This window comes from Bacillus sp. S14(2024) (assembly GCF_050473785.1).
Classification (GTDB): domain Bacteria; phylum Bacillota; class Bacilli; order Bacillales; family Bacillaceae_G; genus Bacillus_A; species Bacillus_A yunxiaonensis.
In genome coordinates this window covers 1,845,541-1,860,226 of record NZ_JBFLUP010000006.1, presented here as the reverse complement: position 1 = coordinate 1,860,226, position 14,686 = coordinate 1,845,541, and the positions used below count along the sequence as shown (strand labels likewise).

General features: G+C 34.9%; 12 protein-coding genes and 3 pseudogenes. 4 read left to right on the top strand and 11 right to left on the bottom strand.

Annotation, left to right across the window (positions count from 1 at the left end; translation table 11 throughout):
• Positions 1-595 precede the first annotated feature (595 nt).
• Complete coding sequence (locus AB1279_RS09855; protein ID WP_429758586.1) at positions 596-1,930, top strand: MFS transporter; 1,335 nt, start codon at positions 596-598, stop codon at positions 1,928-1,930.
• Positions 1,931-2,925: 995 nt separating this feature from the next.
• On the opposite strand, the gene AB1279_RS09850 is transcribed toward AB1279_RS09855, so the two are convergent.
• The gene (locus AB1279_RS09850; protein WP_429758585.1) at positions 2,926-3,096 is read right to left on the bottom strand and encodes a hypothetical protein; all 171 of its coding nucleotides are present in this window, start codon (positions 3,094-3,096) and stop codon (positions 2,926-2,928) included.
• 51 nt (positions 3,097-3,147) lie between these two features.
• On the opposite strand from AB1279_RS09850, the gene AB1279_RS09845 reads away from it, so the two are divergent.
• The gene (locus AB1279_RS09845) at positions 3,148-3,297 is read left to right on the top strand and encodes a hypothetical protein (RefSeq protein WP_429758584.1); all 150 of its coding nucleotides are present in this window, start codon (positions 3,148-3,150) and stop codon (positions 3,295-3,297) included.
• Positions 3,298-3,623: 326 nt separating this feature from the next.
• On the opposite strand, the gene AB1279_RS09840 is transcribed toward AB1279_RS09845, so the two are convergent.
• From AB1279_RS09840 to AB1279_RS09815, 6 genes and pseudogenes are all read right to left on the bottom strand, one after another.
• Entirely contained in the window at positions 3,624-4,274 is a 651-nt protein-coding gene (locus AB1279_RS09840) for a 2OG-Fe(II) oxygenase (protein ID WP_429758583.1), read from the bottom strand.
• 221 nt (positions 4,275-4,495) lie between these two features.
• A pseudogene (locus tag AB1279_RS09835) lies at positions 4,496-4,779 on the bottom strand (Rpn family recombination-promoting nuclease/putative transposase); the annotation flags it as partial.
• A gap of 71 nt (positions 4,780-4,850) precedes the next feature.
• The gene (locus tag AB1279_RS09830; RefSeq protein WP_429758582.1) at positions 4,851-5,825 is read right to left on the bottom strand and encodes an alpha/beta hydrolase; all 975 of its coding nucleotides are present in this window, start codon (positions 5,823-5,825) and stop codon (positions 4,851-4,853) included.
• Between the two features lie 199 nt (positions 5,826-6,024).
• Positions 6,025-6,372, bottom strand: a complete 348-nt coding sequence (locus AB1279_RS09825; protein WP_098311049.1) for a VOC family protein — start codon at positions 6,370-6,372, stop codon at positions 6,025-6,027.
• 385 nt (positions 6,373-6,757) lie between these two features.
• Positions 6,758-7,228: a hypothetical protein gene (locus tag AB1279_RS09820; protein WP_429758581.1), complete on the bottom strand. Its 471-nt coding sequence runs from the start codon at positions 7,226-7,228 to the stop codon at positions 6,758-6,760.
• 214 nt (positions 7,229-7,442) lie between these two features.
• A pseudogene (locus AB1279_RS09815) lies at positions 7,443-8,151 on the bottom strand (IS6 family transposase).
• Between the two features lie 348 nt (positions 8,152-8,499).
• Here AB1279_RS09815 and AB1279_RS09810 point away from each other — a divergent pair.
• Entirely contained in the window at positions 8,500-9,267 is a 768-nt protein-coding gene (locus AB1279_RS09810; RefSeq protein ID WP_429758580.1) for an arylamine N-acetyltransferase family protein, read from the top strand.
• Between the two features lie 19 nt (positions 9,268-9,286).
• On the opposite strand, the gene AB1279_RS09805 is transcribed toward AB1279_RS09810, so the two are convergent.
• The 4 genes and pseudogenes from AB1279_RS09805 to AB1279_RS09790 form a co-directional block, all read right to left on the bottom strand.
• Positions 9,287-9,469: a hypothetical protein gene (locus AB1279_RS09805; RefSeq protein ID WP_377884145.1), complete on the bottom strand. Its 183-nt coding sequence runs from the start codon at positions 9,467-9,469 to the stop codon at positions 9,287-9,289.
• A gap of 223 nt (positions 9,470-9,692) precedes the next feature.
• Complete coding sequence (locus AB1279_RS09800; RefSeq protein ID WP_429758579.1) at positions 9,693-11,159, bottom strand: amino acid permease; 1,467 nt, start codon at positions 11,157-11,159, stop codon at positions 9,693-9,695.
• A gap of 378 nt (positions 11,160-11,537) precedes the next feature.
• Positions 11,538-12,068: pseudogene (locus AB1279_RS09795) on the bottom strand (aldehyde dehydrogenase family protein); the annotation flags it as partial.
• A 20-nt stretch (positions 12,069-12,088) separates the two neighbouring features.
• Positions 12,089-13,312 (bottom strand): cystathionine gamma-synthase family protein, encoded by a 1,224-nt coding sequence (locus tag AB1279_RS09790; protein WP_377882335.1) that lies wholly within the window; start codon positions 13,310-13,312, stop codon positions 12,089-12,091.
• Between the two features lie 686 nt (positions 13,313-13,998).
• On the opposite strand from AB1279_RS09790, the gene AB1279_RS09785 reads away from it, so the two are divergent.
• On the top strand, positions 13,999-14,643 hold the full coding sequence (locus AB1279_RS09785) for a GntR family transcriptional regulator (protein WP_377882342.1): 645 nt from the start codon (positions 13,999-14,001) through the stop codon (positions 14,641-14,643).
• The last annotated feature ends 43 nt before the right edge of the window (positions 14,644-14,686 follow it).

The following is a 14,686-nucleotide window of genomic DNA, read 5'->3' as shown; positions in this document are numbered from 1 at the left end:
AGCCGTAGATTTAAAAGTACTTAGCTAAAATTCAATATGAGATTTAATGAATCCTTCTGAAAAGTATTTCGATTTATTCTTTACGGAAAGCGTTTCAAATGTTTATGAATGGAAAAATATGAATTGTTATTCATGTGGATACACCCACACCGTGTGATATTCACAGTGCCAGTGCTATCTTCAGCACACATCTTTATATTGCTTTTATGAATTACATAAATATGATAAAATATTAGAAAAGACGGTATTTTCTAAATATTTTATTTTTTATAGTTAAGGAGGTGAAAGAACGAAACGAACATCTAGATATTCATGTTATATTTTCAATTTTCTAGCTTACTTAGAAAGCGGTGAGAAAAGATTCAGTTTCTTATAGGTTCAACACTTTGTGGAATATCACAAATCATAACCACACTACTTCACTTTTGGGATGAAGCACACAAAATTTAAAAGAAGTTATTGTTTTGGGACTACATAAAGGGTATTAAATTTTATCATTTGTTGTTTTACTTTCTTGTTTCATTTCAATGTGAATAACAAATCAAAAATCTACTATACTGTGCTAACATATCAATGAAAATAAGGGGGGCACATGATGAAGAATAAATATAGATATTTTATCATTTTAATGATCGTTCTCATGACTGTTATTAATTATATAGATAGAGGTGCACTTTCATATGCACAATCTGCAATTATAAAAGAATTTCACTTAAATCCTGTGAGTTGGGGGGCAATTCTCGGCTACTTTGGATATGGATACATTTTTGGTGCCTTATTTGGCGGAGCACTTGCAGATAAAAAAGGACCGAAATTTATGTGGATTCTTGCTGGTGCCAGCTGGTCAATCTTTGAATTAGGAACAATATTTGCTGGGCAAGTAGGCGCTGCGCTATTTGGCGGTTCAGCATTAGCTGGTTTCGCTGTGTTTCGCGTATTATTTGGTTTTGCGGAAGGCCCTACATTCTCAACGATGAATCGAACAATGGCTAACTGGGTTTCACCAAAGGAAAAAGGCTTCGCTGTAGCACTTGGATTAATCGGAACACCAGTAGGTGCCCTCGTTACTGCACCAATTGTTGTTGGTCTTCTCTCTGTTACCAACTGGAAGATCACGTTCATTATTTTAGGTATAGTAGGATTGCTATGGACAATCGTATGGTCTAAAGTCTTTACGGATTTGCCTGAAAACCATCCAAAGGTTTCAGAAATAGAGCTGCAAGAAATTCGAAATACGGATAGCTTACTTGTTGGTGAAAGTCAATTCGAAAACAATCATCAAATACATACACCTTGGTACCATTTTTTCAAAAACCCTACCTTAGTCATGAATGCCATTGGGTATTTTGCGTTTTTATATGTGAATATTTTACTATTGACCTGGACTCCTAAATATTTGCAAGATGAATTTGGATTTTCATTAGCCTCGCTTGGTTATTTAGGAATGATTCCATGGGTTGGTGCTATTTTCACAGGATTATTAGGCGGGAAAATTTCAGATAAAATACGTGAAAAAACGGGGAATCTGCGTCTTGCAAGATCTTGGTTTACAGTCGCTTCTTTATTTTGTACAGCTATCTGTTTTATGCTCATTCCGACTGTCAAGAGTCCTGCAATGGTACTCACCTTAATGTGCATAGGGAATGCATTCAATTACTTACCGAATTCGATTTACTGGACAGTTGTATTAGATACTGAACCAAATAAGGCAGGCACATTTGGCGGCGTAACTCATTTCATTGCAAATCTCGCTACGATCATTGCTCCAACTTTAACAGGCAGCCTTGTTGTCAAATATGGATATCAAGCAATGTTTATTGCCGCTGCAATTGCAGTCATAATAGGCATGATAGCCATGGTTTTTGTGAAACCAGGGAGACAAAACTCTTCATTAAGAGATTCTAAAGTTGTTCATAGTCAAAAAGCATAATGTGAATTGTTTTGATATTGACATATGGGATTGTGATCCCTCTAAAGATATCTGATTACTACAAGCGCGACGATTGCAAATGATTTGCAATTAAGAAAAAGGAAGATGACTCTCGTCATCTTCCTTTTTAGGTAAAAATAAATTTTTATTTAAAATATTGTTCATTCAGAACTATGGGCAGTGACAAAAATAGTGTTACTAACATATTATTCTCACCTTTTCTTCAAACGTATCTGTACAAACATACACCATTAAAAGAAATCCATTTCGATAAGTGGAATTGTTACTGTCCCTATTTAATAAAGACCATTACTTATATGTAAAGTTCTTGTTATCCTCATTGTATTCAAATAACTTTAGTTATCTAATTCACACTTTCACAATAAACGCAATTTGAATACTTTTGAAGAACCTTATCTAACACCCCAACTGGCATCCTTATACCTAATCTTATGTACCAATTTCACCCCATGCGGATAAAATCCCTTTGTATTCCGCAACAGTGTCGAAATAGAGGAAGTAAATGAGCCTCACATATCTATCTAGTTGCCTGGATGCAGACGCGCATTAATCATGATCGAAAGTAGAAGTTTATGTCAATGAAGATCTGTCTTTCATCTACGCTTGTTTATTCCCTCTTGAAATTCACTTTCAATTTTCCTGTTGATTCTTTGTACAAATATCGCTAACAATAAACCAACACTGAAGGAACCCATAGCCACTGAAAGTAGGGAGAATTCGACAATCCACTTCCTTATCAAAAAATAGATCCCCGCTACAAGATAGATACAGATTGTAAATTTGAGGAACGGAATCTTATACAAGAAGTATTGCAGAAAAAAACCGACTGGTATTGCAAACATGAACAAGAACACCGCATAAATACTTAAAATAAATAGGATATCTATGTATCTCCACCTCCAAAAGGAAACAGTAATCTCCCCGCAAAGAGCTATTATCCAATTTTGTCCTACAAACTGTATTTACTGTAATTTTTAAAAGAAAAGTAACGTGGCCATTAACGCTATACCTATACATACATAAAAATCTTGTTTCCATGTACCCTTTGCAAACAAACTCCACTTTCTTCTACCAAGAAAACTCAATGTTTTGGCAGTTAGAAACATGAATACAACTAAACTGCAAAACATGATTGCTTTGCCCATGTTTACTTATCTCCTTTTCGTTACATTTTACCATATATAGGAAGATGAAGTGTGGAAAAATTTGTTTTTATTCATGTAGCGCATGAAGCTGATGCTGGATCTCCTTCCGTACCACAAGTAGATTGGAAAGGAAATCATTCAATTTCAAAAACTAGAACCCCAATAGCTCCCGCTTTATCCGAAAAAATTCAAGCAAATTAACATCGAATATTAAATATTATTTCCCCTGGAATATATTCCGAAAACTCTATTTTGAAAACACGGCCGCTAAGGAATATCGGCCGTGTTTTTTTGTAAAATCATAACCTTTTTTATCAGCAGTCAACATATCTGGAATTCAATATAAAACCCCTTCATTTTAAAATTGAAGGAGTTTTATAAACCACTAAATATCTATTTCATAGGGGTTACTATTTCTTCCTTGTTTATGACTTCAATAGAAATTGGAGGAAATTAGAACGAACTTATTAATCTGACATATAATTCATATTATTTCTTACCATGAAAACTCGTAATTGAGTGGTATCTTAATACAAAGGTCTTCTTCTTATCCATTGCGTCGCAACCCATTTTTCACCTTTGCTAACAGGTGCACCGCCATGTAAAGTGAGCTTGTTTAATGATGCATCCTGATAAAAATATTCGAAATATACCGCCATTCCTTTTTTTGGAGATACAGAAAGGTTGAGTTTTGGAAAGAAAGTCTCTCCGCCTTCTTCTACATCATTTAAATACATAACAAGGGTACTAATACGATTGTTATTTGCTGCCGCACTGTTTTCTGCAAAAAAATCATAATGCGCTTTATATTCTTGGCCAACTGTATACTTTAAAATATGTAACCCCTCTCCATGTTCAACAGGAACATTCATGATTGAAGCGATTCGTCTTTCGATTCTAGTAACGGCCTCATTTTCTTCTAAAAACGTACCACTACTCGTCCGAATATCATTTATTTTGCGCGAAACACCAATTTTAGAACGTTTCATTTTATTTTTAGACATTTCAATTAACGTTTCACATTCTTCATCACTTAGTACATTTGCTAACACGACAATAAGAGGCTCTTCTAATCTTGAAATAATTTGGATTCCTCTATCCTCTGTTACAATTGTGTTTCCAATGTGGTTAAAAATCGTTAGTTCCTTATTTTCAACTGTTTGATTTTCCTCTGTCATGTTCCCATCTCCCTTAAAAATGATTGGATATTATGAATATATCATATATTTCCCTCTATTCACCTTATTCTGATAATAATAACGAGAGCTTTTCCGTTGTATGTTTTAACACAGGAAAAAATCTCGACTTAAACGGGAGCCGAAATTCATATTCTTTTCTGTTTCTTGCATTGTATTAAGGAGAGATGGTTAATGAAGCAGAAGAACCGTACTGGTAAACATGCTTCATAAGCTGTTCGGAAAGAAGAATCATGGCCCATATTTCCCCATTTATTGATTGCCTTTTGCAAAATTGGATCTCGATTCATCGCAATCTCCTCCAATGTTTGAGTTAAATATTCATCTTCATAGGCTGGTAACAGTAACATCATCGAACAAATACATTTTCCTACGGGTTTACTTTTTCTTCACGTCACTGTTTGATTAATTTCGGTATCTCTACAAAATGGAATACAATATCGCCACTTAATGCTTGTTGCGATTTTATATTCCACAATTGTCCGATACATTTTACGATTAGTGAAAAATAGAATCGCTGCAATCATCCATAATAAAAATACAAGTACTATCATGCTTTCACCCCACTATTCGAGCTCGAATAAAATCGATAGCATCTTGGGCAATTTTCTTACGATTAACTACAATTCCTGAATGACCACAATTATATACATACCGTCTAGGCCTTCCCCACGATTCCCATAAATGGCTTGTATCTTCAATATGAACGTATTGGTCGTGCTTTGCTGAAATTAGCAAAATATTATCTTTATTCATCATAGGAATAGCTTGACTAGAATCTATTATCTTCCAATATTCAACTAAATCTTTATAAGTGACTCCATTATCTTGTAAATCAGCTTTGATGTATTTACCAGGATTCGTCTTCCATATTGAATAAGAAAGACGGTTCGCATAAAATACGGAAACTAACACATCAATTTCTGATTCAACAAGAGCCGTTAAATTCGTAATAAATCCTCCTAAGCTAACACCAATTAAAACCACAGGCCCTTTTTTATTTTTCTTAATCCATTGTATCAATCCCCTTAAATCGGCTACAGCCTGTTGGGTTGATTGTACTGTTCGCTCAATATTGGCACTAATCATGTATTCTCCACTATATAGTGAACACTCCGGTTTTCGTTCAAAATGATATGGCAGCGTATAATAATACATATTCCATCCTAGGTCAATCATTTGATTATGAAATATGTTTTTGACACGTTTATTGGAATCCATTCGCCACCCGTGGACCAAAATAACATTAGTTGCATCTTCATTTCCAGCTAAAAACGCTTCTCCTGGTACAATATCATTGCATGAATACCCTGACTTAACATTACTATCATATAAAAATTTAACGATTTCATAATTTTGTTCATTCGAACCTTCAATACTGAATTGAATATCTACAGGTCCTGTCTTATAAAAAGTTTGAACATCTTCTCCATCCAAATTTGCTTTTGGAAAAGAAGAGAATTGGTATTCATTACTTCTTTTTTTATGCAAATCATATAAGGTGAATTGATCTATTATTTTTGAGAAAAACAAAAATTCTTCCTCCAATTCTATAATGAATCATGAAATATCGTAACTAGCAATTTAGTTTATCATCTCAACAAATCTCTGTAGGGCAGCCGAAAAAAGTACATCTTTTCTCATAATAAAAGGGGACCCTTTTCGTCGAGGTTCCCCATTCTTGTTCAACTAACGTCCCCAGTTAGCTCAATAGCAAATAAATTACAACTCGTTATTTCTCCCAAAGCTCGATCAGTCGACCTTCAGGATCTTCAATCCAAATAAACTTTCCAAATTCACTAATCTCTTTTTTCTTTGCAAGAGGTACACCAATATGTTCAAGGTGCTTAATAGTCTCGTTTAGATTATGTACTTGGAAATTTAACATCACTTGTTGTTCTGTTGGAAAATAACTGTCATTCTCGGTAAAGAAAGAAAAGATAGTCTCATTTCCTAATTGGGGTTTTATCACAGTCCCATTCCAATTTTCTATTTCAATCTTCAACACTTCACTGTACCATTTTTTTATAACTTCAAGATTCTTAGTTCTCCAAAATATTCCTCCGAAACCTTTTATCATCATATCTAACTCCTGTCTATCATCAAATTTTTAGCTATCTGACTACATTGTGTTTTACTAAATTGCTAAACGCCTTATCCATCCTTACACTCCCGAATACTTGTTCCTATATTAATTATATAAGGGGAACGGTGAAGTTTCAATTATCAACCTTTACCTTTAACACAGCCTTAATAAAAAGGCCCCGTTATAAAACGGATTTCTATGTGAAAAATTGCTTAGTGTACAAAATTCGCGTTTTGTTGGTGCTACCCCATTTCCATCAACCTAAGAAAAGCAAATACCCCAATAAGTAAAAAAATATAATGAGCTGTCCATATGGACAGCTCATTTACATAATTTTCGTTAGCGGAAGTTTTTTTATATTATCAAATTTGATTAGTTTCTAGAGTCTATCTCCATGAAACTTTGATTGAATATAGTACATCTCTCCATATTCAGAACTTAAAAAGCCAATATTTTGCTTATTTAAATCTATAATGCCCTTGAACATATTAGGAACGGTACAATCCCAATTTATTTCGGAATTCTTGTAAGGATAATTGTTGTTGTTAGGATTTGGTGTGTGAATATACACTGCATCTTGTCCAGCATCGTGTACCTGAATACATACCCAAGATTGATATGATTTATCTAGTGTTTCGAGTTCTGTTAATAAGTTGTTATAAAGAGTTATATGTGCTTTTATATGTTCTCTTCTAAATTTCAGACGTTTATTACCAAATCCCAAATAATCAAGATGAGTATGCCAAAAATCGAACCACGCCTCATTATCAAGTAAAATATTACAAGTATATATGTTTGTTTTTTTCCATAATTGACGAAAATAGCGTTTCTTTCCTCGAAATTTTTTCAAAGTTTTCCTCCTAAATTCTAAATTTTTTTAATTATATCATTTAGAAGAAGCAATCTGTTTGGGCTTTTTATCTGTATATTCTATACATGCTCGGTTAACATAACGTCTCATTATAGGTAGCAAAGAAAAAGGCGTCCCCTTATTCTCACAAGGGTTCTGGTGCAAAGATGATTTCAAAAAAACATAGGACATGAATTTCCTATTAACTTACGGATTATGCTGCAATGCCAAACAGTTTATCAATGAATTCTTTTCGATTTTGGGCAGACTTCACCCCTTGGTGAACTTGCCCTTTTTTCATCATATGCAAGGATTCAATGCCACGTACTATTGAAGTAGCAGTTTCATACGTTTTGAATCCCAGCATAGAGCGTACTCTTTTCTTAATGAAACGATGATCTTGTTCTACGATATTATTGAGATATTTCACTTGTCTCATTTGGATGCCTTCAGGCATCTCTTGCTCGTCTTTTAACTGTTGAATGGCTACAGGATACGCTGGATTTTTATCGACGGTTATGACACGAGGCTTAGAAACATGAAAAGACCGCAAAGCTTTCTTGAAGAAGCACTTTGCAGCCTTTTGGTCTCTTGTTTTGCTTAGTAAAAAAGTCAATGGTGTTTCCTTCGGAATCCACTGCGCGATATAAATACATCCATTGACCTTTTACTTTGATATACGTTTCATCCACTCTCCATGAATCATTTGTACGTTTTAGATGACGACGAAGTCGCTTGTCTAATTCAGGACTATACTGATGAACCCAACGCATAATGGTCGTATGAGCCATCGATAATCCTCGTTCCTCCATCATTTCCACAAGGTTACGAAAGCTTAAGTTGTACCGTAGATACCATCTGACAGTAAGAAGAATAATATCGGGTTGATAATGTTTCCACTTGAATAAATTTTGCTTTTCCATACTGATCACGCCCCTTTTTAGAGTACTAGTATCAGTATGTCCAAATTTACTAGATTTTTTGCACCAGAACCGTATGTCTAAGACTTAGAGATTACTTGCAATTACCCTGAAGTTTTTGCACCAGAACCATAATTTGCCTATAGATAAACTATTAAATTTATATTCGTAGCTTTTGGTTTGCCCCAAAAAGAAGTAATTACAGAAAAAGCATTTGTAATGACGCCTCCTATGTGAATCGTAATTTTTGTACCGGTACAGTTAAACGAAATGTACGTTGTTACAGTGCCCCTTAAAATTTACAATCAGCATATATTATTTAAACTTATAAATTTTTAAGGGGTGCTAAATATGACAAGTTTACAAGATCAGCTTTTCGCAAGATTAAATCTTAAAAAACGTAATGAAGTAACGTTTGAAGAATTACCTACTATACTTTTTTCGTTTGCGCATACTATACCATTTGAGAATTTAGATGTTATAGCACGTAATACGAATCAAATCTCTCTGGAAAACTTACGAGAGAAAATTTTAACTAGTTCCCGTGGTGGACTTTGCTACGAATTAAATACTCTTTTTTACTATTTCTTAAAAGACTGTGGTTATGATGTACAACTGGCATTAGGTACGGTTTATAAAAATGATATAAATGCATGGGCACTTGAGGATGGCCATATAACAATTATTTTAATCTTTGATAATGTACAGTATTTAATTGATGTAGGTATAGCTTCGTTAGTACCTCTTGTTCCCGTACCTTTTACTGGTGAGTCTGTTTCTTCAAAAAATGGTTCGTACCGGGTGAGACGAAAAGATACGAGTAAAGGAAATTATGTTTTAGAAAGAATAGATGCTGATGGAGAATGGAAAGTTTGTCATGCTTTTTATAAACATATTATTGATGAGATAGTAGTAAACGATGTTCAAAGAAGAGTGATAGAAGATGAGAAGTCTATTTTTAATAAAGGACCAATTGCAGTAAAGTTGACGAACTCTGGTCATGTTTCATTAACGAATACAAGTTTAACTGAAATTATTCATGGGGAAAAAACTAAGCGTGAAATTACAGAAGATCAATATAGAGAGTTTTTATATACTTTATTTGCTATTAAGTTATGAATAAACAAATAGCCGGTTCTTATTCAGAAGCGGCTATTTTTATTATTTTTGGTGTAAATGGTTTTGGTCTAATATGTTTTGGAAACTGCGGTATAGTTAATGTTTTTAATGTTTCCGCAGCTTCTTCATATGTATGAAAAATTGGTTCTTTTCCATCATCTCCTTGTAAAACTAGCCCTTCATCTCGGATTACATATGGCATAAAACCACCCCTTCTATTAAAGAATTATGTTCTTTTGCAGCAGAATGCTACGATTTAAAGTTTGATTTTCTTAATACATATAGGGGTACCGCCACATGCCCATCAAGCTAAGAATTCATAATTACCCCAAAACAAAGATTTTACACAAATTGCTCAATTTTATCATTTTTGGGTAGTTTATTTTGGTTAGGTTGATGGCGATGGGGCGCTACCCCTTTAAAGATTAATTGCAATTGTTTTGAGTTTTTTGCACCAGAACCATATTCTCAATATACTGATCGAGTTCATCATGGGAATCTATTTGATGCTTCTTTCCACGATTTTTCATATAGTAGAAAAAATAGCATAAAGCAATGAATGGTACTCCGCTATACAGGGCAATTCGTTGGCTTGGATCGAAAGCAAGACCTACACAAGAAGCGAAACATAAAACAAAAGCAGCGATTGGCACGAAAGGATAAAGTGGTGTACGAAATTTCAAATTTCTAATATTCCCACCCACTTCAAGAAATCGCTTACGAAACATATACTGCGATAAAGCAATTCCCATCCATACTATAACCACTGCAAATCCTGATATAGCCACAAGCACTACATAAACTGTATCAGGTGCAACTACACTAGAGAATAATGACAAGCAGGCTACTGCCATACTTACAATTAAAGCATTAAGCGGCACTCCTTTTGACGTTACCTTTCCTAAGAGAGGGCTTATTGTTTTTTCGTTTGAAAGAGACCATAACATACGGGTAGATGCATAGAGACCGGAATTGGCTACTGACAGTAAAGCTGTAAGAATAACAAAGTTCATAATATCAGCAGCATAAGGAATCCCTATATTATCAAAAACCATAACGAACGGACTTTCAATGACTCCCGCTTTTTTCCACGAGATTAATCCAGATAATACAAATATAGCACCAATAAAGAAAAAAACTGTTCGCCAAATTACGTTTCTAATAGATCGCGGAATGTCTTTTTCCGGATTTTCACTTTCTCCAGCGGTAATACCAATGAGTTCTGTTCCTGAAAAGGCAAAGTTCACGGAAATCATAGCCATAAAAACTGGAAGCAGCCCATTAGGAAAAAGACCTCCTTCACCGGTAAAATTTGAAAGCATCGGGGCAGATGCATTGCCGTTCATAGGAATGAAGCCAAACATCGCAGATCCCCCCAATACGATAAATAAAATAATGGTGATTACTTTAATGCCAGCAAACCAAAATTCTGTTTCAGCAAAAAATTTCACTGAAAAGGCGTTTAGTAGAAAAAGTGTAATCGCAAAGATGAAACTCCATATCCAAACGGAAGTTTCAGGGAACCATCTCTTCATCAATAGACCGGATGCGGTAAATTCCGAACCTACCGTAACCACCCAGGTAAGCCAGTACATCACACCAATGGTGAATCCGGTAGCAGGACCGATATACTTTGTAGCATATGTTTGAAATGAACCGGTTATCGGCATAGCTACAGTTAATTCACCAAGGCATAGCATGACAAGATACATAATCAGTGCGCCAACCAAATAAGCGAGAATCGTCCCCCCCGGTCCAGCTTGATTAATCGTATAGCCTGTGCTTAGAAAAAGACCCGTTCCAATTACCCCACCTAGCGAAATCATGAACAAATGTCTGCTTTTCATGGAACGCTTTAACTGATTTTGATCGATATTATTTGCGTCTAGCATCCAGTCGCCTCCTTTTTGTATAAGTAATACGGCTCCTAGTAAAATCTTTTCTATTTACTCTTTATATGGTATCCATCATCTGGTCAGTACCGATGACCTGGAACGCTACCTGGTTAATCATCTCCGCCATAACCGAGTTGACTGGCATATAGGAAATCTTTTTCGATTCGATATGACATCTACTGTCTCCTAAGATTTACACTTAGTTACCTGCGATTATATTAAGTAACTCACTCATTGCTATATGCTTCTTGGAGTAGATAATAACATATAACAATTGGGTATTTTTTCACAGAATAATCAGACTATTATCCGTGAAGATCGACCTATACAGGTCGATTCTTATAAAGCTATCATTATCACCATTAAATTGTCTTATTATCTTTTAGATGACATTTTAAAGCAAACAACCTTTGGTTCAGTCATCTCTTGAAGTGCAAACTTAATTCCTTCACGACCTAATCCAGAACCTTTCACACCTCCAAAAGGCATAGCATCTATACGATAATCAGAGCTATCATTTACCATAACCCCTCCTACATCCAGTTTACGTATAGCTCCCAACGCCTTATCTAAATCACGAGTGAATATACCTGCTTGCAGGCCGAAATCTACATTGTTAGATTGGAAAATAGCCGTATCGAGATCGGGAACGCTGTAAATGGTAACAACCGGTCCGAAAACTTCTTCAGTTGCCAGCTTGCAATCCGCTGGTACATTCTCTAAAACAGTTGGGTAATAAAAAGAGCCTTCACGTTTACCACCACACAGCAATTTTGCGCCTTTCTCAACAGCTTCATTAACCCAACTCTCAACCCGCTTTGCTTCCTTCTCTGAAATCATAGGACCCATGTCGGTTTCCTCTGATAATTTATTACCTACTCGATACTGTTGCGTACGGCTAATAAAGCTTCCAATATTAATATTTTTTATTTGGAGCTCCTGGTAACTGGTAGTTGTGACTCCAAATATGCAAAGGCTTGTTCTAAATCAGAAATAAGATCTTCCGTATCTTCAATTCCTACTGAGATACGAACCAAACCCTCCGGAATACCAAGAGCTTTACGTTCTTCGAGGGTACATTCGACATGACTAGTCGTTCTTGCAGGTCCGTATATAGTTTCAACAGCCCCAAGGTTTCCAGCTTTGTTTGCATATTGTAGTTTTGGCAATAAAATTTTTATGGCTTCCATTTCATCTTTTAATACAAAACTTAATACTCCGCCGAACCCCCTCATTTGTTTCTTTGCAATATCGTGATGTGGATGTGTTTCTAATCCAGGATAATAAACCGCTTCTACAAGCTTTTGCTTTTGCAAATACTTTGCGATTTCCATTGCACTCTTTTCTTGCTGCCGCACACGAAGTTTTAACGTTTTCATCCCTCTTAAAATAAGATAGGCTGACCACGGATCCATCGTCGCTCCATTGATTTCGCGATAATGATAGACTTTTTGCATCAGCTCTTTGGATCCGCACACTACACCACCTAACGCATCGGCATGTCCGCTTAAGAACTTAGTGGCGCTATGAATTACAATGTCAACTCCTAATTGAAGCGGATTCTGATTAATAGGAGTAGCAAAGGTACTGTCTACAATAACCAATGCACCCACAGATTTTCCAGCTCTCGCCATTCTCTCAATATCAGTAATTTTCATGGTAGGATTGGTAGGAGACTCCAAATATAAAACCTTACACCCTTTGGTCACTTCAGCTTCAATTTCTTCATGATTTCCTGTGTTGCATAACGTCACCTCTATATCGAGATTCGGCAAGAATTCAGTAAAGATTTTATTGGTTCCCCCATATGTATCTTTAACTGATATAACCCGGTCCCCTGGTCTTAAAAATGTATGCAGTGTGCTGCTAATGGCAGCCATTCCGGATGAGAAACCAATAGCTGCCTCAGCTCCTTCAAGGATTCTTACTTTTTCTTCTAAAGCTTGAATAGTTGGGTTCATCATACGGTTGTAAATATATCCAGGTCTATTTCCCATAGCAACCTCATGCCACTCATCTACGTCATCGTAATTGTAGGCTACACTAAGCACCACTGGAACTTGAGTTGCATTGTAAGCAAGTGATTCTTTTTCTCCCGCCCATACAGCTTTTGTACCGTCTTTTACAGCTTTAAATTTTTGCTCACTCATATATCTCTCACCTCTAAACTTTTATAACTTTGCTAACTATATCCTTTTATTATCCAAGTTCAACCAGATATATAATATATTATATATTGTATATTTTTTATTAAAAACTCCCCCCTTTGTCTTATATTTGTTACCACTTCTCCTTTTATTTGCTTAAATTTACTCTTTCTTAATTTTTCTAGTCTTAAGTTAATTGATAAGAATAAATAGTAAATCAGCATGAGTTAATTATACTAGATATACAATATATTTTATTTTGTATATTGTATATTATACAGAATAATCAGAAAAATTATTTGTACTACGAATTATACAATGGCCTTATCGCTTTTTCAATGTGTGATTACTCTAATTTTAAAAATATTTTCAGATTGAAAGTGTTTAGTTTTTAATAATATCAAACATGCTCTATATATTTGGACGTCTTAAAACAAGAACCAACAACGCTCCGCCTCTTCCTCATTTCTTCAATCCATTTAAAATATGGAGCTCTACGCGTCGATTCGCTATATATTAGAATTAGAGACTATAGGGATGGATGTAATAGTGAGTTAATATATTGCAATATAGTGGAGATATTGAAGAGTTTATAAGCTGGTGCTAATGTAAAAATGTAAGAACTTCTGCTTTTATATTATATATTGTATAATATATAATATTATCTTTTAACTTAGGGGGAAAGAACTATCAAAAACAGATACCACTCACTAAAAGATCATGTATATGATTATATAGCAAAAAGAATTCAGAATGGAACATTGCTTCCTAACCATAAGATAAATGAAGCAGCACTATGTGAGAAATTAGAAGTAAGCAGAACTCCTGTAAGGGAAGCTTTAATACAACTAGCTTCAGAAAATTTACTTGAATACCTTCCCCGAAAGGGATTTATCGTTAAAGAGCTTGATACCAAGAAGAAGCTTGATGTTTTTCAAATTGTTGGTGTATTGGATGCCCTAGCCGCCTCATTATCTGTAGAACATATCACAGAGGATGATATTGAACTAATGGAAAAGTTGGCTAAGCAAATTGACCTTTCAATTTCACAAAAACACTATTCAGACTATCAAAAATACCAAAACCAATTCCATAAAGTATATATTGATAAATGTAATAACAATACGTTAATTGAACTCCTTGCTTCTTTACAAAACAGTTTTGTTAGACAAATTTATTTAAGTAAAGATGAAGAAAAACTTTTCGCTGTATTAGAGCAAATGAATGAAGATCATAAACAAATTATCAATTACTTAAAAAAGAGAGACAGAGAGAATTTAGAGCGACTTATTAAAAATGAGCATTGGAAAATAACTCATATAGATATGATATAGGAGGTTCTGGCGCAAAAATCATTTGATAGGAAATAAACCGGTT

Coding starts and splice junctions, on each gene's coding strand:
- AB1279_RS09855 (WP_429758586.1), top strand. CDS start 596: ATGAAGAATAAATATAGATATTTTATCATTTTAATGATCGTTCTCATG.
- AB1279_RS09810 (WP_429758580.1), top strand. CDS start 8,500: ATGACAAGTTTACAAGATCAGCTTTTCGCAAGATTAAATCTTAAAAAA.
- AB1279_RS09850 (WP_429758585.1), bottom strand. CDS start 3,096: ATGGGCAAAGCAATCATGTTTTGCAGTTTAGTTGTATTCATGTTTCTA.
- AB1279_RS09805 (WP_377884145.1), bottom strand. CDS start 9,469: ATGCCATATGTAATCCGAGATGAAGGGCTAGTTTTACAAGGAGATGAT.
- AB1279_RS09825 (WP_098311049.1), bottom strand. CDS start 6,372: ATGATAAAAGGTTTCGGAGGAATATTTTGGAGAACTAAGAATCTTGAA.
- AB1279_RS09790 (WP_377882335.1), bottom strand. CDS start 13,312: ATGAGTGAGCAAAAATTTAAAGCTGTAAAAGACGGTACAAAAGCTGTA.
- AB1279_RS09840 (WP_429758583.1), bottom strand. CDS start 4,274: ATGACAGAGGAAAATCAAACAGTTGAAAATAAGGAACTAACGATTTTT.
- AB1279_RS09800 (WP_429758579.1), bottom strand. CDS start 11,159: ATGCTAGACGCAAATAATATCGATCAAAATCAGTTAAAGCGTTCCATG.